Below are 20,015 nucleotides of genomic sequence, written 5' to 3' on the forward strand. Positions count from 1 at the left end.
GTATCAATTGAATGGATAAGAATTATACATTAATTTTTATCCTATATTTTTTAATAAAAAAATGGACGATAAAAGAAACAAAAATCTACATCTATAAAGTTAATTTAACGAGAGGATTAAGTGATAACAAACGGTAAGATTGAATGTAGGCGGAATCATTTATTGAATGAAAAAAGGAGAGAAGGCTGAAATGACTAATCAGGTGGAGATTAATAGGAAACCGAAACGGGGAGTTTCTCTTTATAGTTATGCTGGTGAATATGGAGTTACGATGAGTTTGGAAGATATGTTTGCTGAAATGGATGATATGGGTGCAAGGGGATTGGAAATCCTAGCAAACTCGCATATTGAAGGCTATCCAAATCCTAGTGAGGAATGGCTGGAGAATTGGGACCGATTAATTAATAAATATAATATCGTACCGGTTGAATATGGACATTGGGTAGATTCCCGCCTATATCAGGGAAGACATCTTACTCCTGAAGAATCATATGAAATGTTGGTTCGCGATTTCAAACTGGCCAACCGACTCGGATTTACCGTTCTTCGTACAAAATTAGGTGTAATCGATGACGATCTTACTCCAGTAGAGAATTGGAGAGAGTTTATTAAAATAGCTCTTCCGCTGGCAGAAAAATATAATGTGCGCATGTGTCCGGAAATTCATGCCCCTACGCTTTTAAAATCCAAGATGGTGGATGATTATGTCGAGTTTATTAACGAGACGGGAACTAAACATTTTGGACTGAACATCGACTTCGGTGTTTTTACAACCCAGACTATACCAGCCAGTGAATGGGGCCCTGATGAGTTTATCATGCCTGAAAGCGATCACAGCCCGGTAGAGGATATGATTCCGTTACTGCCTTATGTATATTGCTGTCATGCAAAATTCGTGAAGATGTCAGATGATTTCGAAGAGATTACGATACCGTACGAGAATATTATTAATACTTTAATAGAGCACAAATGGGACGGTTATATGGTAAGTGAGTATGAAGGTCCAAAGAAAGATTTGCCTGGTTATGCTGTTGAACAGGTTCGGAAACACCATGTCATGATGAAAAGAATATTGGGAGAATAGGAGAGAAGCGAATGTTAGAAAAACCTTGTATTCAATCGAGAGGATTTAAAAATGTGGAACGTGAGGGAGAAATTGTCGGCTTTCAGGTTAACATTAGATCCTTATATTATCGAGGACTCTGGCTTTCTCAGTTGCGCCCGGCTACAGTTACTGTTAATGGGGAAACTTATTTGGTAGAGCAAATTACCTGGACCATCAACGGTGTTACCTATACACAATCTGAAATGGCCGAACTCGGGGATGTTCACTGGGGTCTACTAGAACCTGCTACTCTTACCGTTGCAAAAGAAGGCGGTCTGGAATCAGGAAGCCATGAAATTGAAGTCAACTATACCTATAGCTGCTCTTATTTTCCTCCAGTGGCGGATACTGTTCTCGGTGGAACGCATAAAAGAACTTTGATTTTGGTTTGATCAATAATAAGGTCCTTGGCGACCGAAATGGTGAGCGGAACCGGTGCCAGGGTCGACAATAAGGATCCTTGGCGATCGTACTATTTTAATAGAAATCTTCCTGGTGACGATAGTTGCGCTTTTCATTCCGGAGAACTATGGTACATGTTTGGTACATTTAAAAGGAATTGGCGCCCAAATAAGGCAGCTGATTTTGAACTGTCAGAAAGAATGGTTACCGCTTGGACAAACTTCATAAAAAATGGCGACCCTAACACTAACAATAATAATGAATGGTTGCCATGTACCATTAATAACCCATTGATGTGAATTCAGACTAATCGCTTTTTAAAGTAGTTTAATAGAAATCAAATGGCACAGTGGGAAAAATATAAAAGAGGCGATTTATTTGGAGAAAAAACAGTTAATAAATCCAATTTTACCAGGTTTCTACCCTGATCCTTCCATCTGCAGGGTAGATGATGATTTCTACATGATAACATCAAGTTTCTCCCTATTCCCGGGGGTTCCCATTTTTCATAGCACGGATCTTGCGCATTGGGAGCAGATCGGGCACATACTCGACCGTAAGTCACAATTGCATACGACAGCGGATCATATGACAGCCGGAATCATGGCCCCTACACTTCGGTATCATGACGGCACCTTCTATATGATTACGACGAATGTCAGCGACAAGTGGAATTTTATTGTCACTGCTAAGGACCCTCGTGGGCCATGGTCAGATCCGTATTGGCTAGAGGGCTGCCCGGGCATTGATTCTTCTTTATTTTTTGACGAAGACGGCAAGGCATACATCACTGGTACTAGAGGCGATATCAGTGAGAATGGGACCCATGGAAATCAAGTAATCTGGATCAGTGAAATCGATTTAGTCAATCTGAACCTTGTTGGCGAGAAACAGACAATATGGGGGGGAGCCTTGAATAATTGCGCTTCACCTGAAGCTCCTCATCTTTACAAAAAGAATGGTTATTATTATTTGATGATTGCTGAGGGAGGTACGGAACACTTCCATGCAGTCACAATCGCACGAAGTAAAAATATTATTGACTATTATGAGGGCTATGCGGGAAATCCGATTTTGACGCATCGACATCTAGGGAAACAGTATCCAATCTGTAATGTTGGCCATGCTGATTTTGTTGAACTGAAAAACGGGGAATGGTATGCGGTTATGCTAGGTTCCCGCCTGATTGAGGGGTATCATAAAAACCTTGGCAGGGAAACCTTTATCGCACCAGTCGTTTGGGAGGAAGGTTGGCCGGTCATAAGCCCTGGTACAGGAAAAATAGAATGGAGTTATCCAGCTCCTGCCCTTCCTGCCTATACATCAAAACCTATTCCAATCAGGGACGATTTTGAGGGCGAAAAACTCGGTATGGATTGGGTTTTCTTCGGAACACCTTATAATGATTTTCATACGCTCTCAGACAGCAAGTTGTCCTTGAGCTTGCTGCCACGTTCCATGAGCCCAGAATTACGCAAGATAGACTTGTCTGCAACTGAAACGGTTAAGGATGTTCCGAGTTTGAGCTTTGTTGGACGAAGACAATTGCATACTAGCTTTCGGATCTCTGTCAAAATGCACTTTAATGCATTATCAGAGAATGAGACGGCAGGGATTGTCGTGATGCAGGCGTCTAACCATCAAATCCGGTTTGAGCGATCAATGGAAAAGGGGCAGCAAATACTGAGGTTGATCCAGTGTACTAGCGAGCTTAACGGATACCCGCACCAACCGCATTTTAAAGGTGTAACAACGGAAACTGAGCTTGCTACTACTAAAGTGGATGGTGGAGATATCATTCTTAGCATGATCGCAGAAGGGCAAGCTTATAGCTTTTATTATGGCAACGTGCACGAAAGTCTCTCATTACTTTACGAGAACGCAGACGCGAGAAAAATAAATCCGGAGATTGTTGGTGGCATGGTGGGGACAATGCTTGGTATGTTTGCTAGTTCGAACAACCAGGATAGCAACAACTATGCTGAGTTTGATTGGTTTGAATATAAAGGAGCCGAATAATAAAAGAAAAATTGGTAAGTAGAGATTAAAAATCACAATAAGATTTTTAATCTCTTTATTTTTAAAAGAAATTTGAAAAAATCAAAGATAAAGATTGCACTAATAAGAGATTAAAAAAGTGAAATGAAATGAGTGAATAGACAGGTAAAATAATAAGTAAGATTTTAAGTTTTTAGAACAGGAGAAAGTAAATGCAAAGGTTTAATTTGTTAAAGGTAAAAATGAATATGCCGTTATTAATTCTAATGATAAACACATTTATTGCTTTAGTAGGGGTGGGGTTAGCGATCCCGGTTCTTCCGAAATTTATTCTAGAGATCGGAGCCAGCGGTAAAGATATGGGGTACCTCGTAGCAGCAACGGGACTAACTCAGTTTCTTTTTTCACCTCTAGGTGGGAAGCTTTCAGACCAAAATGGTCGGAAAAAAATTACGATTATAGGGTTAGCCATCATTATGGTGTCTCAATTTCTATTTAGTGTAGGTACCGACCTATGGCTTCTCTATTTATCACGTTTCATTGGGGGAATCGGTGTAGGATTGCTCATTCCAGCTACTATGGCGTATGTGGCAGATGTTACAACAATAGAAAATCGCGGGAAAGGGATGGGGTTACTTGGTGCTTCCATTTCACTGGGTTTTGTTATTGGTCCAGGAATTGGTGGATTTCTAGCAGAATTCGGTATACGTGTCCCGTTCTATGCTTCAGCACTTGCCGCTGGAATCGCCATGATCGTCTCCCTATTATTTTTACCTGAGTCATTGTCAAAAGCACAACAGCGTGTGTTTAGAAATTCATCGTTGGAACAAAACGGAATGATTCATGAAATCAAAAGGTCTTTTAAAGTGTCTTACTTTGTCCTTTTACTGCTTATTTTCACCATGACGTTTGGCTTGGCAAACTTTGAAACGATCTTTGGAATATATGTTAGTGAGAAATATGAGTATACACCTAAAGATATTTCCATCATCATGACTATCGCCGCTTTGACCGGGGTTATCATTCAGGCGCTTATGGTAGATAAGCTTCTTCGACGTTTTGATGAGATTCGAGTAATTAATATTTGTTTCTTCTTATCTGCTGTAACCATGGTTCTTATTTTAATTTCTGGGAATTTTTTATTCATGTTATTTATGAATATTTTGTTTATCTTGTTTACATCCATTCTTCGCCCAGCCATTAATACCCTGTTATCAAAGATGGCAGGAAGTGAACAAGGTTTTGCTGCGGGGATGAACAATGCCTATAGCAGTTTAGGAAATATTATCGGCCCCTCATTAGCGGGAATTTTATTTGATGTATCATATAATGTTCCATTTATTTTTGGTGCTGTTATTTTGTTAGGCAGTATTGTCATGTGTGTGGCCTGGAATCAGAGAGCAAGACAAAATTCTGATTTTGTTTCGATTTTAGGTGGACATAAATAAACTCCAAAGGAGAAGAAAATATGACAATGGCAATTGGATTGAATTTATTTTCAGTATTTAAAGAATTAAACGAAGATTACTTCGGCACCTTAGAAAAGGATGCAGAAATGGGATATCAAAATGTCGAGTTGATAACTGTAAATTTTTCTACGGGACAGCGCTACACCGATACTTTTTCTCTTCCGATAATTAAACAAAAGTTAAGTGATTTAGGATTAAATGCTTTTTCAGCACATGAAGGTGTTGCTCCAGGGAGAGCAATTATGGATGCCGATTGGGATCGGATTATTGAAGAAAATGCAGAACTTGGTTGTCAGTCGATTGTTTTCCCAATGGCAATGATCTCAGGATATGAAGACACACTTCACACAGCAGAACATCTAAATCTAATTGGAAAGAAGTGCAAAGAAGCGGGTTTAAACTTTTACTATCATAACCATGCACATGAGTTTAAGAGAATAGAAGAAACATCATTATTTGAACTACTCGTAGAAAATACGGATCCAGCACATGTGAAATTTGAGTTAGACCTCGTATGGGTGATGAGAGGTTGACATGATCCGTTGGCATTACTTGAAAAACTGGGGAATCGTTGTGATATGGTCCACCAAAAAAACTTAGGTAAGCACGTAAATCCAGTTAATATTTTTATGTCTTCACCACAAGTAAACACTTTAGATACGATGAAAATCTACACAGAGTATGTGAAACCAACTGATTTTGTTAATCTAGGGAACGGACTTGTAAATTTTCAGGAGACCTATCAGAAGTTACATCGATTAGGATATATCCGTTATGCCATTGTAGAAAATGAGGGACACCTTGAAGATAAATTCTCAAGTATTGAGAATGATTTAAAAGTCATGGAAAAATACGTACTTGGACTTAAAAAAATTAATTAATCTATACAACATATTTGTAAGCAAGATTAACCGCAAAGTGATTGCTAGAACTTATGCGGTTTTTTTAATTGTATTATTTTATTAATAGTGGGGAGGAAGCATGAAATATCCATACGAGAGTGTTGTATTAAATGAAGAAATACCGATATTTATTTTGATAAATAGGTGGAAAAGGTCATCATTTAAGCGAATGACGACCAAAACTCACGAGGAAGAAGGGGAATAGGTCATCATCAAGCGGATGATGACCATAATTTAAGAAGTAAAAAGCGGAAAAGGTCATCAACAAGGGGATGACGACCAAACCTCAGGAGGAAAGAAGTAGAAAAGGTCATCATCAAGTGGATGACGACCAAACCTCAGGAAGTAAGAGGCGGAAAAGGTCATCATTAAGCTGATGACGACCAAACCTCAGGAAGTAAGAAGCAAAAAAGGTCATCATCAAGCGAATGACGACCAAATCTCAGGCGGAAAGAAGTAGAAAAGGTCATCATCAAGCGAATGACGACCAAATCTCAGGAGGAAAGAAGCAGAAAAGGTCATCATCAAGCGAATGACGACCAAACCTCAGGAGGAAAGAAGTAGAAAAGGTCATCACCAAGCGGATGATGACCAAACCTCAGGAAGTAAGAGGCAGAAAAGGTCATCATCAAGTGGATGACGACCAAACCCCAGGAAGTAAGAAGCAAAAAAGGTCATCACCAAGCGGATGACGACCAAACCTCAGGAGGAAAGAATCAGAAAAGGTCATCATCAATCCCGTGATGACCTAAACTCCAATCGATAGAAAGTTCATTCATAATAAGTCCACTGACGAACTCCAATCTGTTTATAATTCCTCACTAAAATCCTCTTAATTGTCCTTTTTAACTCTATCACCATGCACCAATCATAAATTAAATTCGTGGTAATCCTCATTTCAGGAAATAAAAGTCGTATTTCGCTTACATTTCGTAAAACTGCAACCGTAACCAACTCTTCGTGCCCACAGACTCCACACTTGCATATCTTACCGTTAACATGAATTGAAAATGAGTCACACACTGCACAAGTTATTCCTTTGCGCAACTTCTTAAATTCATAATGTGGCAGTACTGTATAAGGATTTTCTTCAATATGAAGAGAAATCAATTTGTCAGCAAGCAGTTTATCCTTTCCGTTTAATTTAGAAGGAATTGCATCTAACTTTCTCATATAGCTATTTAATTGTGTTGGAAAAATAATAGGACTGTCGAGGGGGGCTTGGTATAGGGTAAATTCGGGATTAATAAAAACGACTTGGGCCTCGATTGGCAAGTTATACCCAATATTCTGAAGTAATTGACGGAGCAGGGAGTCGCTGCGAATCAATTGGAGAAGTGGATTATTATATTCTTTTTTGGGCTTTTTGTATAAGCGGTTTGTGTTTGGCTCAATAAAATAATCCCCCTCAAAATTTTTTATTTCGTAAAAGAAGATTCTACCAGAAGTAATAATCAAGGAGTCTATTTGAAATAAGGTGTTGTTTACCTTAAACAGCAGATCATTCAATATATAGCATTCGCATTGGAGCTCCTCGGTTAGTTTATCAAACATGACTTCTCCTTCAAACCCCTTCTTAAGGGTGAAAAAGTGCTGCTTGTCCTTTTCAGATAACATCATCCGTTTATTTAACACTCTTAAAATCTTTAATTCCTTTGATTCAAAACGGGGCTTATAAGCCATATGCCACAACCTTTCTTCTTATTCAAATCTTATTTTATAAAAAAATATGGACAAGGGTACTAATAAGAAGTGAATATTTGGTTAACTTTACCTCAAGTGTTTCCCTGACCACTGTTTAAGTAATGTTAGATTAAAAAAAGTTGACCTAAAAGTTTATTAGAAGTATAATCATAAACGTAAGTTTACATTATAAACAAATGTTTAATAATCTATTGCTGCTTAATCTTATAACATTCATTAGGGGGAACATCAATTGAATAAGCGGAATACTGGAATGGCACTATCACTTATACTTGCCGCAGGAACACTATTAGGTGCTTGTGGGAAAAGTGATGACAACAAAGGAAACGATACGACTAAGGGCGGAGAAAATGGAAAAGGCTTCTCAGTAGGTATGGTGACTGACATCGGCGGTGTGGATGACAAATCATTTAACCAATCTTCTTGGGAAGGTCTTGAGAAATTTGGTAAAGAGAATGGCTTAACAAAAGGTAAAGGCGGCTATGATTATCTTGCTTCTAAATCAGATGCTGATTATACAACAAACTTAAATACTCTTGTTCGTCAAGGATTTGACTTAGTATACGCTATCGGATTCTTAATGCCAGCATCACTTGAAGAAATTGCGAATCAACAAAAAGATTCTAAATTTGCAATTGTGGACGCTGAAGTAAAACTGCCAAACGTAGCAAGTATTTTATTTAAGGAGCAAGAGGCTGGATTCCTTGCAGGAGTAGCTGCTGCTCTCTCAACAAAAACTAACCATATTGGATTTATTGGCGGAATGGAAATTCCTGTTGTTGAACGTTTCGAATCTGGTTACTTGGCTGGTGTTAAGGCAGCTAAGCCAGAGGTAAAAGTTGATGTTCAGTATGCAGGTGCGTTTGACAAGGCCGAGCTTGGTCAATCGATTGCATCTAAAATGTATTCCTCCGGTGCGGACGTTGTCTTCCACTCAGCTGGGGCTACTGGTGTTGGTCTATTTAAGGAAGCTAATGACAGACAGAAAAAAGACCCAAGCAAACAATATTGGGCAATTGGGGTTGACCGTGACCAAGCTGACATGGGTCCAGATGTTGTCCTTACATCAGCACTAAAACGGGTCGACATCGCTGTTAATGACCTTGCAACAAAAACAAAAGATGGCAATTTCCCTGGCGGCGAGGTTGCATTATATGGTTTGAGTGAAGATGGTGTTGGCTTAGCACCGATTAATGCAAAAGCAGAAAACAAAGCTGAAATTGAAGCAACAGTAAAAGAATGGGTCGATAAGATTAAATCAGGTGCTGTAAAAGTTCCTGAAACACGTAAAGAATTAAAAACGTTTAATCCAAAATAATAACACTGATTAGGTAGGACAGGATTAGTGTAATTTATGGGGTGTGTTATATGCCTGAGAGAATGACGGAGAAAGAGCTTTTGATACTCGATTTAATAAGAAAGAATCCATATGTTTCTCAACAAGAGCTTGCAGAAATATTAGGGTTATCCCGACCCTCGATCGCTAATATTATTTCTGGTTTAACTAGAAAAGGAAATATTTTAGGCAGGGCCTACATTTTAAGTGAATCACAACGGGTAATTTGTATCGGCGGCGCCAACATAGACCGAAAATTCCATATCAAAGAAAAAGCCCAGTTAGGAACTTCCAATCCTATTTATGCCACTCAGAATGCAGGCGGCGTTGCACGGAATATCGCTGAAAACCTAGGACGGCTTGGGATGGAAGTGTCACTAATATCGGCATGCGGCGTTGATAAGGACTGGTCAGTCATAGAAGATGCATCAAATCTTTATATGAACCTAGAAACCGTAACCCATTTTCCTGAAAAATCAACTGGTTCTTACACAGCTGTTTTAGACTCAGATGGAGAATTAGTTATTGCCTTAGCCGATATGGAAGTGTACGACGCAATCACACCTGAATTGCTGCTAAGGCATGATGTATTATTAAGCTCAGCAAAATGTATCATGGTCGATTTAAATTGTCCAAAAGAAACCATCCAATTCTTATGCCATTTTGCTAAAAATCATAATCTACCGATTGTTTTAGTACCTGTTTCTTCACCAAAAATGGCACGATTGCCGGATGCTTTAGACGGTGTTACATGGCTAATTACGAACCGAGACGAATCAGAAACTTATTTTCATACAGAGATCAAAAATGAAGATGACTGGAAAGATGCAGTAGAAAAGTGGCTAGCACTCGGCATCTCCAATGTTATCATTACGAATGGAAAAGCAGGTTCCATGATTGGGAATAGGGAAGAGGGTATCTTTCTTGTTCCTCCAATCGTGACTAAGGAAATTGTCGATGTAACGGGGGCTGGAGACGCCTTTTCCTCTGCTGTTATTTTTTCTTGGTTAGAGGGAAAATCATTAATTGAAATCGCCAAAACTGGAAGTATGAATGCATCTAAAACATTGCAATCACCCTATACAGTCCGACAAGATTTATCAGCAGAACAACTACAAAAAGACATGGAGGAATTATCATGAAACAATATATTACATTCTCTGACGAAGTACAGACAGCTAAAGAACAAGGAAAACCAATTGTTGCCTTAGAGTCTACGATTATTTCTCACGGAATGCCTTATCCGCAAAATGTTCAGACTGCTCGTGAAGTTGAACAAATTGTGCGTGATAACGGGGCAGTTCCGGCTACAATTGCTATCATTGATGGAAAAATTAAAATCGGATTATCTGATGAAGAGTTAGAAATGTTCGGTAAAAGCTCAGATGTTGCAAAAGCATCACGACGAGATTTAGCTTATTTGATTGCTACAAAAAAACTTGGAGCAACAACAGTAGCTGCGACAATGATTTGTGCAGAAATGGCAGATATTCAAATCTTCGTTACAGGTGGTATTGGCGGTGCTCACCGTGGGGCAGAAACCACAATGGATATCTCAGCTGACCTCGAAGAACTAGGGCAAACAAATGTTGCCGTTATTTGTGCGGGTGCTAAATCTATTTTAGATTTAGGGTTAACGATGGAATATCTTGAAACTAAAGGTGTACCGGTTATTGGCTACCAAACTGATGTACTCCCTGCTTTCTATACACGCAAAAGTGAATTCGGATTAAACTTAAGTGCAGATGATGTTGATACAATCGCCTCTACATTAAAGGTAAAATGGGATTTGAACCTAAAAGGCGGAGCGGTTATTGCTAATCCAATTCCTGAAGAATACGCTATGGATGAGAAAGTAATAAATGCTGTCATTGAATCAGCATTAAAAGAGGCAGAAGAACGCCACATCACTGGTAAAGATGTAACGCCATTCATGCTTGGTAAGGTGAAAGAACTAACAGAAGGCAAAAGCCTAGATGCAAACATTGCATTAGTTAAAAACAATGCTGTTGTGGGAGCAAAAATCGCTGTAAGCTTTAACGCATTGAAATAATAAAAAGAAGAAGAAATGCTTTCTGCTTGTAGATCAAATCTAGCTCTAGATTGGTCTACAAGCTTTTTTTATTATTCTTTTATAGTTTTTACTATATTTCAAAATAATCTGATAATATGGTATAATTATTTGATACATATTGAAAGATCGTTAATTGAAATCATTTCCTAAACCGATGTGCTAAATTGTTAATGATATTGTAAGAGGCGGTGAATATAGATTGAGTACATTAGAATATGGTTTACTAGATTGTTTTCAAAATGTTTGCAGCTCAATTGGCAATTATGAAACAGGAATATCTAACATTATCCTCCTTAGCAATCTCTATACATACCATTGCCATTACGATGTCCAGGAAAGAAAAATAGAATTTAATGAAGATAGAATGGACTGGATTAAACGAGTAAAGTGGAGCCAATTATCCAATTCTAGTACTTTTTCATTCGGAGACTCCCAATCGGAGTGGATCTATATCCGGCCGATTTCGCACAAAGGCGAGCATAAATATTTTTTGGTCCTAATATATCCGGAAAAAAATCAAAAGAAAATACTTCAAATTTTAGACCTCCTTGCCAAACAACTCAGTTATCAAATAGTCACACAGCCGAATTTGTCATCCCTTTTTTTGCAAAGTACATATCAGCAGCAAATTACCAACACTATTGATGAAGGATATTTGACCGTCGATAAAAAAGGAATTATTACTTTTATCAACAAAACTGGCGAAATTATCCTCGGACTTGAAGAAAGTGAACTAACAGACCATCCACTTGTCGAAGTCCTGCCAAATTTTTATCCTTCACCACTTGAAACTCTCCATACAAAAGAAAATTGGGTGAACCGGGAAGTATTTTTTGATTTACCAAAGGGTAAGATTCATCTTATTTTTTCTGTCATTCCTTTGTTAGAAGGCGGACTTCCTGTTGGGGTTGTTATTACATTCAAAGAAATGAAAATCATTATGAAAAAGTTGGAGAGTATAGTCAGCATCCAGCCCATTTTTCAATTTGAGGATTTAATCTATAAAAGCCGTGCCATGCATGAATTGGTTAAAACCGCAAAAGTTGCTGCCAAAACTGAGTCCAATATATTAATAGAAGGGGAAAGCGGGACAGGTAAGGAATTGATCGCTCAATCTATTCATAATCAAAGTCAGCGAAAAGGAAAACCGTTTATTGTGATTGACTGTTCCTCTATACCAAGGGATTTAGTAGAGAGTGAGTTATTCGGATATGTAGATGGCGCATTTACAGGAGCGCGCAAAGGAGGCAGGCTGGGGAAATTTGAAGTGGCCAATGGCGGTACTGTATTTCTCGATGAAATAGGAGAAATGCCTTTAGAAATTCAGGTGAAACTGCTGCGTGTTTTACAAAGCCGTACGATTACACGAGTTGGGGGACATGATCCCATTCCTAGCAACGTTCGAATTATAGCTGCAACGAACCGAAATCTTGAGGAAGAGGTTGAAAATGATAATTTTCGATTAGACCTTTACTATCGATTAAACGTCCTCCAGCTCACTGTCCCCTCATTAAGGGAGAGAGATGGTGATATTCCATTACTTGCCAAGACATTGGTGGAAGTAGCAGCCAATCGAACCAATCGCTATTCACCAAAAATCTCTGTGGATACAATGAAAATTCTTGAAAGTTATCCTTGGCCCGGAAATATAAGAGAATTAGAGAATGTAATAGAAAGAGCCATCTTGATAGCGCATGATGTGATTGAGCCTGAACACTTGCCTAAAAATATTCTTCATGCTGCTCAATTAGATGAGCAGAGAAAGCATGAAAAACATTTAACTTTAAATCTCACTGATAAAAATGTGAATTCATTTAGAGGGATGGAAAAGGAGTTAATTATGAACACTCTCCGTAATGTGAATTGGAACAAAAGTCAGGCGGCTCGAAAATTAGGGATTTCCCGTTCGAACTTATATGAAAAAATTGCAAAATATCATATAGAACCGGTAAATGAATTTTATTAAGGGGGTATTTTCTAAAATGAACCTTCTGACCGGCTTTGTGGTTGACGAGGTTAAAAAGGTTTTTGAGCAGTATAAAAACGACAATGAAGTTGAATCAGAGCTGCAAATGATTGGCTTGGATTTCTCCTACATTTGTCATTACGATCCTATTTTAAAAGAGGTAGTTGTGGGACGTGACAGAGGGATTGAACTTCCCATTGATTTTACATTCATCCATAAAACGGCATGCTACGATAACCGAATCATCGGAATGGATAGGGCCGGACAATTAAGGTATCTTTACTCCACACCGATTATTTTAGAACAAGAAACGAAATTCTTTCTAATTTGCACTTCTCATATAGGCCATGACCCATTTACCCTGCTAATTTTAGAATTGTTAGCAAATTTTATTAGCACCCGGCTTGAAACACACATAAAGCTTCAAGAGGTTCATCTTAAAAATGACCATATGAAACAGATAACAGAAACTGTTAGTGCTGGCAGTTTATCTGTTGATAAATTCGGCACCATCCTGTTAATCAATGAAGTCGGAGCGGACATGCTGGGGTTAACTCCTGAAGTAGTTATTGGAAAGCCAATTTCTGAAGTTTTGGATAGTCAGGCATTTTCATTACATATCTTGAAAAGCGGTAAGCCAATTATAGATAAAGAAATAAAAATAAAAATTAATAAAGGGCAATATTATTTTCGACTATCTTCCGTCCCCCTCTATGATCATTTGGATGAACCGATTGGGATTGTCTACCATTTTAAAGATGTTAGAAAAGAAGTAGAAATGATCGTGAACACGAAGAGTTTTTTTCATTTTGACGATATTATTTATCAATGTGAAGAAATGGAGAACTTAATTCATTTAGCCCAAAAAGCGGCATTGCAGGACTCAAGTATCTTAATAGAAGGTGAAAGCGGAACAGGGAAAGAACTTATTGCCCAATCCATTCATAATTACAGCAACCGATCTAAGAAGCCATTTGTTGTTATTGATTGCTCAGCGATCCCTAGAAATTTAGTGGAAAGTGAATTATTTGGCTATGAGGATGGTTCTTTTACAGGCTCTCGCAAAGGGGGCAGAATGGGAAAGTTTGAACGGGCCAACGGAGGGACAGTTTTTCTGGACGAAATAGGGGAGATGCCATTAGAAATTCAATCCAAGCTGCTCCGTGTTATTCAAAGCCGATCAATTACAAGGGTCGGAGGGCATGAACCGATCCCAATTAATATACGAATCATTGCGGCTACAAATCGAAATTTGGCGCAAGAAGTATCAGAAGGAAGTTTTCGAAATGATTTGTATTATCGACTGAATGTCATTAATTTATTTGTCCCTGCTTTACGTGACCGGAAAGGAGATCTTCCGTTACTCGTTCAGAAATTAATGGAAAAGACAGCAAAACGTGAAAAAAGGGAAGTTCCATACCTTTCAGGTCGGATCATGGAGGTTCTTGAAAATTACACATGGCCGGGGAATATCAGGGAATTAGAAAATACAATGGAACGTGCTGTAATTCTGGCAAATGGAGAAATTGACAATCAACATTTACCGAAGCGTTTGTTGGGATTACAAAATATGAATTCGTCTTCTACTCCCACTCCAAATGAATCTTTTGTTGACCAACCATCTTCACATAAGCCCAAGATTGTCATGGAACGGCACTTAATAATAAACGCTCTTAAAGAGTCAAATGGGAACAAAAGCAAGGCAGCTAAAAAGCTTGGGATTGCTAGGTCAACTTTATATGAAAAAATGTATCTGTATCAATTACTTTAGGGTTCCATTTCCATTCATGTGTTAAAAGGAATCTACTTTTATTTTAGCAGTTACAAGGAATGAGTCTCCCTTTTCCAAGGGAGACTTTTATAATCCATTAGCTTACATGAACTTTAATAGATTCATCTTTGGCATTGTTTTCATATTGATAGGCATTTTTTATAGGTACCATTAAGAGGGCGGCAGCTGCAATCAAACCAGGAATGGCAAAGGCGATAAAGTTTAATGGAATTGGTAAAGAAATTGATAGTAGGAATCCTCCTAAAAGGGGCCCGAGCATACCACCGGTCCTGCCGACTCCTGAAGCCATCCCTAATGCTGTAGATCTGATTGATGGAGGATAGTACTGGGAAACATATGCCTGAACAATATTTTGTGCACCAATGGTTGCAGCTCCGGCAATGGCTACTAACAAATATATTACTAACGTATTTCCTCCAAATCCTAGGAGTGTCAGAGCCACGGCACCTGAGGCATACATCGGAACAAGCATTCTTTTGGAACCGTATTTATCACAAAGTCTTCCGATTATAAGTGTCCCGATAATGGCTCCACCTTGGAGGGCAATGAGAAATCCTAAGCTTGAGTTTAATCCATATCCTGCTTCCATCATTAATTTTGGGAGCCAAGTATTCAAACCATAAACCATCAATAGACAACTGAAGAATGCTGTCCAAAACATAACCGTACTGAAGGCCCTGTTCTCTTTAAATAATCCTATTATAGGAACCTTTGTTTCTTGGGTTTTTAAGTTGATAACCTCGTCATTTTGACTAAAATGTGATTCGGGACTTACTTTGGCAAGGGTTGCAATCAATTTTTCTTTTTTGCCTGTACGGATAAGATAACTGGCTGTTTCAGGCAGTTGTTTATACATAATAGGTAATAATAATAGAGGAAGACCCGCAAACCAGAAGATTGATTTCCATCCGAATGTTGGCATCAAGGTGATCCCTATTAAGGGAGCAAGAATTCCCCCAACAGAATAACCACATAATACGATACTTACAATCATACTTCTCATCGTTTTAGGAGCATAATCAGTTAATAGTGCGATAACATTCGGCATGATTCCTCCCAAACCCAAGCCAGCTAAGAAACGAAAGGTTGAGAAAGTAGTAGGGGTTTCGGCAAAGCCGCAAAGGAATGTAAATAAACTAAACAGTACTAACGTTATAGCAACTACGTTCTTTCTGCCAATCCGGTCAGCCAAAGTACCGAAAAAGATAGCCCCAAACATCATCCCAAATAACCCATAGGTCCCGATTGCTCCTGCTTCCACCGATGAAAGATTCCATTTTTCTATCAAGGTGGGTAAAACCGTTCCATAGACAACCAGATCATAACCATCAAACAAGATAATGAAAAAACTCCATAATAGTAACCCTAAATGAAAGCGGTTAAATTTGCTGTTTGCAATAACTTCAGTAGAATTAATCGTTGTCATTTTCTTATCCCCTTCAAAAATAAAATTAGATGATAACGCTTACGAAGATTTGAGAGAAATTCTTCTTTGTTATCGGTTATTACTAATAACACTTTACTTATAGTGAAATGCGTTCTCTATTTAGAAATTATAAACACTAGTGGTTTCAATTTCAATAAAATATTTATATTTTTCGGAATATTGATACTGAATCGGGTAGATAGAACCATCAAACACATAAAAAAGCGGGAATTTTCCCGCTTTTTTGGTTGGCTCCAGCATGACTGCCCAAGAACGAGCTAAGTTTGTTGTACTGATTTCGGACAATTCGAACAGTAGTGTAGTGATTTTGGACAAAAACATCGGAAAAATTTAAATGATTATTTTTCTGAATGTTGTAAATGATAGCGTTTTCCATATTGGCACGCTTCTTGCATTATTAGTTGGTATAGGATTCATTCACCTTTTTACTATCTGCACAATGCAAAGATTAATATTTTTTAAGTTAAGAATCCTAAAACCAAATAAAAGGAGGGGTTTTCATGTCAAACGTAAAAAAGGTTCTAATTGTTGGAGGGGGGATTGGAGGGCTGGCAACAGCTATTGCTTTACAGAAAGCTGGAATTCAAACAGAAATTGTTGAAAAGCAAAAGGAATGGAATGTTTATGGGGTGGGCATCATTCTGCAGTCAAATGCACTTAGGGCCATTGATGCACTCGGGCTCATGGAAGAATTTTTAGCTGTTGGAACGACTCATTCAGCCTTACATATTCGTGACTCACAAGGAAATATGATCTTTGATGCACCTATTCATCCTTCCGGTAAGTTCAACATGACGGGAGGAATACCGCGAAGAGATCTTCACGATATATTGCTTCGGACCGCTTTAAACCATGGAACTAACATTCGAATGGGCACGACTGTAGAAGTAATTGAAAGTGCAGCTAATTTTGTCTATACGACATTTACTGATGGTACCTCTGGGACCTATGATCTTGTAATTGGAGCCGATGGAGTCAGATCGAAAGTTCGAAACATGGTGTTTGGTGAAATTGAACCGAACTTTGTGGGCCAAGCCGTTTGGCGCTACACGCTAGAGCGTCCTAAGGATATCGAGAACATTACGATGTATTATGGGCAGAAAGCAAAGGCCGGAATCGTTCCGATGACAAAGGATAGCGCTTATGTCTTTATTGTTACGGCAGAACCCGGAAATCCATGGAAACCAGAGGACCAACTGCATGTGCTAATGCGTGAGGCCTTTAATGAATTTGGAGGTTTAATTGCTGAATTAAGTGAGCAAATTTCCAATCCAAAAGAAGTCGTGTATCGGCCGCTCGAGACCCTAATTGTTGAGAAACCTTGGTATCGGGATCGGGTGATTTTGATAGGTGACTCTGCTCATGCAACGGTTCCTCATTTAGCACAAGGAGCGGCGATTGCCATTGAAGATGCCCTTGTTTTAGCGGAATTGCTTCAAACAGACGCACCTTTACCAGACATATTAAATCAATTCATGGAAAGACGTTTTGAGCGCTGTAAATTTATTGTTGAAAATTCAAACAAACTGGTTAACTGGGAACTTCTTCAGTTAGAAGGAAGGCTGCCTAGAGAGAATAACCCGAACGCAATTGTCGCACAAAGCCTCATGAAAATGACAGAGGCCATTTAATAGACCGTCCTAGAGTCAAAAAATAATATACGTATGGAGTGTAGTAAAATGTGGCATTATTTTCCTGAACATTATATGTGGTCCTACCAAATTGTTAGGATGTTTAGCCAAGCCCACTTTGGCGGTGGTGAAGTAAATGAAATCCTGGAAGCAGCAGGCAACATTACCCTGGGTGATACGGATAGCTTTCACAACGCATGGATGGGAATGGGTAACCGCTCACTAGCTGTTGCCAATGAAGCCCTCGACAAAGAACAGATTGAAACGGCTAGAGCAGCCTATTTACGGGCTTCTAATTATATTCGGACGGCAGAATTTTTCCTTCAGCCAGACGATCCTAGAAAAATACCAACCTATTTAAAAGGGGTTGAATCCTTTCGAAAAGGAGCGGAGATGCTGGATAACCCGCCAAGGGCAGTTGAAATTCCTTATGAAAACTCGTTCCTGCCAGGATACTTTTTCGAAGTCCCGGGCAAAAAAGACAGCCCATTAGTGGTTATGTTTGGCGGGCTTGATTCCACAGCTGAGGAACTTTATTTTGGTCCTGCCCAGTTATTAAAGGAACGGGGAATTGCCCTTCTAGCTGTAGATGGTCCCGGACAGGGCGGTGCATTAAGGTTAAATCATATTCCTTCCCGATACGATTACAATGTGGCGGGGACTGCTGCCTATGACTGGGCCATTCAAAACCTTGATGTCGATGCTAATCGTGTGGGAATAATGGCCGTATCCATGGGCGGTTATATGGCAGCAAGGTCTGCAGCCTTTGAACCTCGCTTTAAGGCATGCGCCATTTGGGGGGCAGTTTATGATTATCAATCAGTTTGGTCTAAGCGTCCAGATAATCATCCTTTGGCAAAAATTCTTCAGCATGTTGTAGGCGCGGAAACCATGACTGAGGCACGTCAAAAGCTAGACCTATTTAATCTTAAAGGGGTGGCTGAAAAAATCATCATGCCAACCTACATTATTCATGGTGAGGATGATCGTCAGGTCTCCGTAGAGAACGCCTACAATCTATATAATCATTTAACTTGTCCAAGATGGTTGAAAATTGTTCCAAAAAGCAGTCCGGGTTCCGCTCATTGCCAGGTGGATAACGTAACCGAAACTTACGAAATGTACGATTGGCTCAAGCTTCAGTTGAACGCATAATATCATATTTTTCATTATTAGGAGGAAGAAATCATGCCAAAAAGAAATCACTTTATTTCTCAATTAGCCCACGTCGAACTTTTAAGTCCAAAACCAGAAGAGTCTGTGAAATTTTTCAAAGATATATTGGGAATGGAGGAATCTGGAAGGATCGGTCAATCGGTTTACATGCGTGCATGGGGCGAGTTTTTTCACCATAGTTTAAAGATCACAGAGGCTAAATCAAATGGGGTCGGACATATTAGCTGGAGAGCGGAAAGTGATGAAGATTTGCTTGATGCTGTTCAATATATTGAGAACATGGGCTGCGGAAAAGGATGGATTGAAGGGGACCTAGGACATGGTAAGGCCTATCAATATTACTCGCCCGATGGTCATTTAGAAGAAATTTTTTGGGATGTGGAGCTTGCCGAGATACCTGCTCATTTGAAAAGTAAATGGAGATCCCGTCCACAAAAAAATCCAAGCCGGGGTGCCTCTGTAAGACGCTTAGACCATGTAACTCTATGGACCAGTGATGTAACCCGTCATACAAACTTCTATAAAGAGTTAGGATTTAAGCATAATGAAGGAATTGTCATTCCAAATGGTACAGAGGTTGGATCCTTACTAGCCGTGTCAAGCTTATCACATGAAATTGCCTTATTTGCTGATTTTAAGAAGGAGCATGGACAGCTGAATCATTTATGTTTTGCGGTCGAAAATCGAGATCAAGTGCTAGAGACCGCTGATTATGTGGTTGATAACGGCTATAGGCTGGAAATGAAGCCATTTAAGCATGCTGTGGGTGAGGCGTTTACTACGTATGCGATTGAACCAGGCGGTAATCGGATTGAAATATATGGCGGATCTCCATTATACTTTGCCCCGGATTACGGTCCTAAGATTTGGAAGGTTGAGGAAAATCCGAACGATGCCTGGGATGAAGTAAATATTTTTGAATCAGCACAGTTTGATAGTATTAAAGAAAAAGCTTAGAAGTAGTGCAAAAGTGATAAAGGACGTCTTGATAGATGTCCTTTGTTAATTTAAGA

The 20,015-nt window shown here is 39.1% G+C and carries 17 protein-coding genes; 15 read left to right on the forward strand and 2 right to left on the reverse strand.

Annotated features, from left to right (window positions below; all coding sequences use genetic code 11):
• Positions 1–190 precede the first annotated feature (190 nt).
• The 7 genes from QNH17_RS10620 (at position 191) to QNH17_RS10650 (ending at position 5,855) form a co-directional block, all read left to right on the forward strand.
• Positions 191–1,084 (forward strand): sugar phosphate isomerase/epimerase family protein, encoded by an 894-nt coding sequence (locus tag QNH17_RS10620; protein ID WP_283878645.1) that lies wholly within the window; start codon positions 191–193, stop codon positions 1,082–1,084.
• Positions 1,085–1,095: 11 nt separating this feature from the next.
• A complete protein-coding gene (locus tag QNH17_RS10625) occupies positions 1,096–1,497 on the forward strand; it encodes a C-glycoside deglycosidase beta subunit domain-containing protein (RefSeq protein WP_283878646.1) in 402 nt (133 codons plus the stop codon).
• Between the two features lie 27 nt (positions 1,498–1,524).
• Positions 1,525–1,806 (forward strand): carboxylesterase family protein, encoded by a 282-nt coding sequence (locus QNH17_RS10630; RefSeq protein ID WP_283878647.1) that lies wholly within the window; start codon positions 1,525–1,527, stop codon positions 1,804–1,806.
• A gap of 79 nt (positions 1,807–1,885) precedes the next feature.
• Complete coding sequence (locus QNH17_RS10635; RefSeq protein ID WP_283878648.1) at positions 1,886–3,526, forward strand: glycoside hydrolase family 43 protein; 1,641 nt, start codon at positions 1,886–1,888, stop codon at positions 3,524–3,526.
• A gap of 191 nt (positions 3,527–3,717) precedes the next feature.
• The gene (locus QNH17_RS10640) at positions 3,718–4,953 is read left to right on the forward strand and encodes an MFS transporter (protein ID WP_283878649.1); all 1,236 of its coding nucleotides are present in this window, start codon (positions 3,718–3,720) and stop codon (positions 4,951–4,953) included.
• Between the two features lie 20 nt (positions 4,954–4,973).
• Entirely contained in the window at positions 4,974–5,507 is a 534-nt protein-coding gene (locus tag QNH17_RS10645; protein ID WP_283878650.1) for a sugar phosphate isomerase/epimerase family protein, read from the forward strand.
• A 45-nt stretch (positions 5,508–5,552) separates the two neighbouring features.
• Positions 5,553–5,855, forward strand: a complete 303-nt coding sequence (locus QNH17_RS10650) for a hypothetical protein (protein ID WP_283878651.1) — start codon at positions 5,553–5,555, stop codon at positions 5,853–5,855.
• A gap of 792 nt (positions 5,856–6,647) precedes the next feature.
• Here QNH17_RS10650 and QNH17_RS10655 read toward each other — a convergent pair.
• The gene (locus tag QNH17_RS10655; protein ID WP_283878652.1) at positions 6,648–7,559 is read right to left on the reverse strand and encodes a nuclease-related domain-containing protein; all 912 of its coding nucleotides are present in this window, start codon (positions 7,557–7,559) and stop codon (positions 6,648–6,650) included.
• A 253-nt stretch (positions 7,560–7,812) separates the two neighbouring features.
• On the opposite strand from QNH17_RS10655, the gene QNH17_RS10660 reads away from it, so the two are divergent.
• The 5 genes from QNH17_RS10660 to QNH17_RS10680 all read left to right on the forward strand — a co-directional run bounded on the left by QNH17_RS10660 (position 7,813) and on the right by QNH17_RS10680 (position 14,727).
• On the forward strand, positions 7,813–8,898 hold the full coding sequence (locus QNH17_RS10660) for a BMP family lipoprotein (protein ID WP_283878653.1): 1,086 nt from the start codon (positions 7,813–7,815) through the stop codon (positions 8,896–8,898).
• A 50-nt stretch (positions 8,899–8,948) separates the two neighbouring features.
• Positions 8,949–10,058, forward strand: a complete 1,110-nt coding sequence (locus tag QNH17_RS10665) for a carbohydrate kinase (RefSeq protein WP_283878654.1) — start codon at positions 8,949–8,951, stop codon at positions 10,056–10,058.
• The gene (locus tag QNH17_RS10670) at positions 10,055–10,969 is read left to right on the forward strand and encodes a pseudouridine-5'-phosphate glycosidase (RefSeq protein ID WP_283878655.1); all 915 of its coding nucleotides are present in this window, start codon (positions 10,055–10,057) and stop codon (positions 10,967–10,969) included. Before QNH17_RS10665 ends, QNH17_RS10670 begins: the two co-directional genes overlap by 4 nt.
• Before the next feature lie 220 nt (positions 10,970–11,189).
• Positions 11,190–12,956, forward strand: coding sequence for a sigma-54 interaction domain-containing protein (locus QNH17_RS10675; protein WP_283878656.1), 1,767 nt, complete (start codon positions 11,190–11,192; stop codon positions 12,954–12,956).
• 16 nt (positions 12,957–12,972) lie between these two features.
• Positions 12,973–14,727 (forward strand): sigma-54 interaction domain-containing protein, encoded by a 1,755-nt coding sequence (locus QNH17_RS10680; protein WP_283878657.1) that lies wholly within the window; start codon positions 12,973–12,975, stop codon positions 14,725–14,727.
• Positions 14,728–14,824: 97 nt separating this feature from the next.
• On the opposite strand, the gene QNH17_RS10685 is transcribed toward QNH17_RS10680, so the two are convergent.
• Positions 14,825–16,174, reverse strand: coding sequence for an MFS transporter (locus QNH17_RS10685; RefSeq protein WP_283878658.1), 1,350 nt, complete (start codon positions 16,172–16,174; stop codon positions 14,825–14,827).
• Positions 16,175–16,695: 521 nt separating this feature from the next.
• Between QNH17_RS10685 and QNH17_RS10690 the strand changes: the two genes are divergently transcribed.
• Genes QNH17_RS10690 through QNH17_RS10700 form a run of 3 tightly spaced genes read left to right on the forward strand, consistent with a single transcriptional unit; the run spans position 16,696 to position 19,959 of the window.
• Entirely contained in the window at positions 16,696–17,826 is a 1,131-nt protein-coding gene (locus QNH17_RS10690; RefSeq protein WP_283878659.1) for an FAD-dependent monooxygenase, read from the forward strand.
• A gap of 48 nt (positions 17,827–17,874) precedes the next feature.
• Positions 17,875–18,981, forward strand: a complete 1,107-nt coding sequence (locus tag QNH17_RS10695; RefSeq protein ID WP_283878660.1) for an alpha/beta hydrolase family protein — start codon at positions 17,875–17,877, stop codon at positions 18,979–18,981.
• A 33-nt stretch (positions 18,982–19,014) separates the two neighbouring features.
• Positions 19,015–19,959: a VOC family protein gene (locus QNH17_RS10700; protein WP_283878661.1), complete on the forward strand. Its 945-nt coding sequence runs from the start codon at positions 19,015–19,017 to the stop codon at positions 19,957–19,959.
• Positions 19,960–20,015 lie beyond the last annotated feature (56 nt).

It is taken from the genome of Neobacillus sp. SuZ13, assembly GCF_030123365.1.
Taxonomy (GTDB): Bacteria; Bacillota; Bacilli; order Bacillales; family Cytobacillaceae; genus Neobacillus.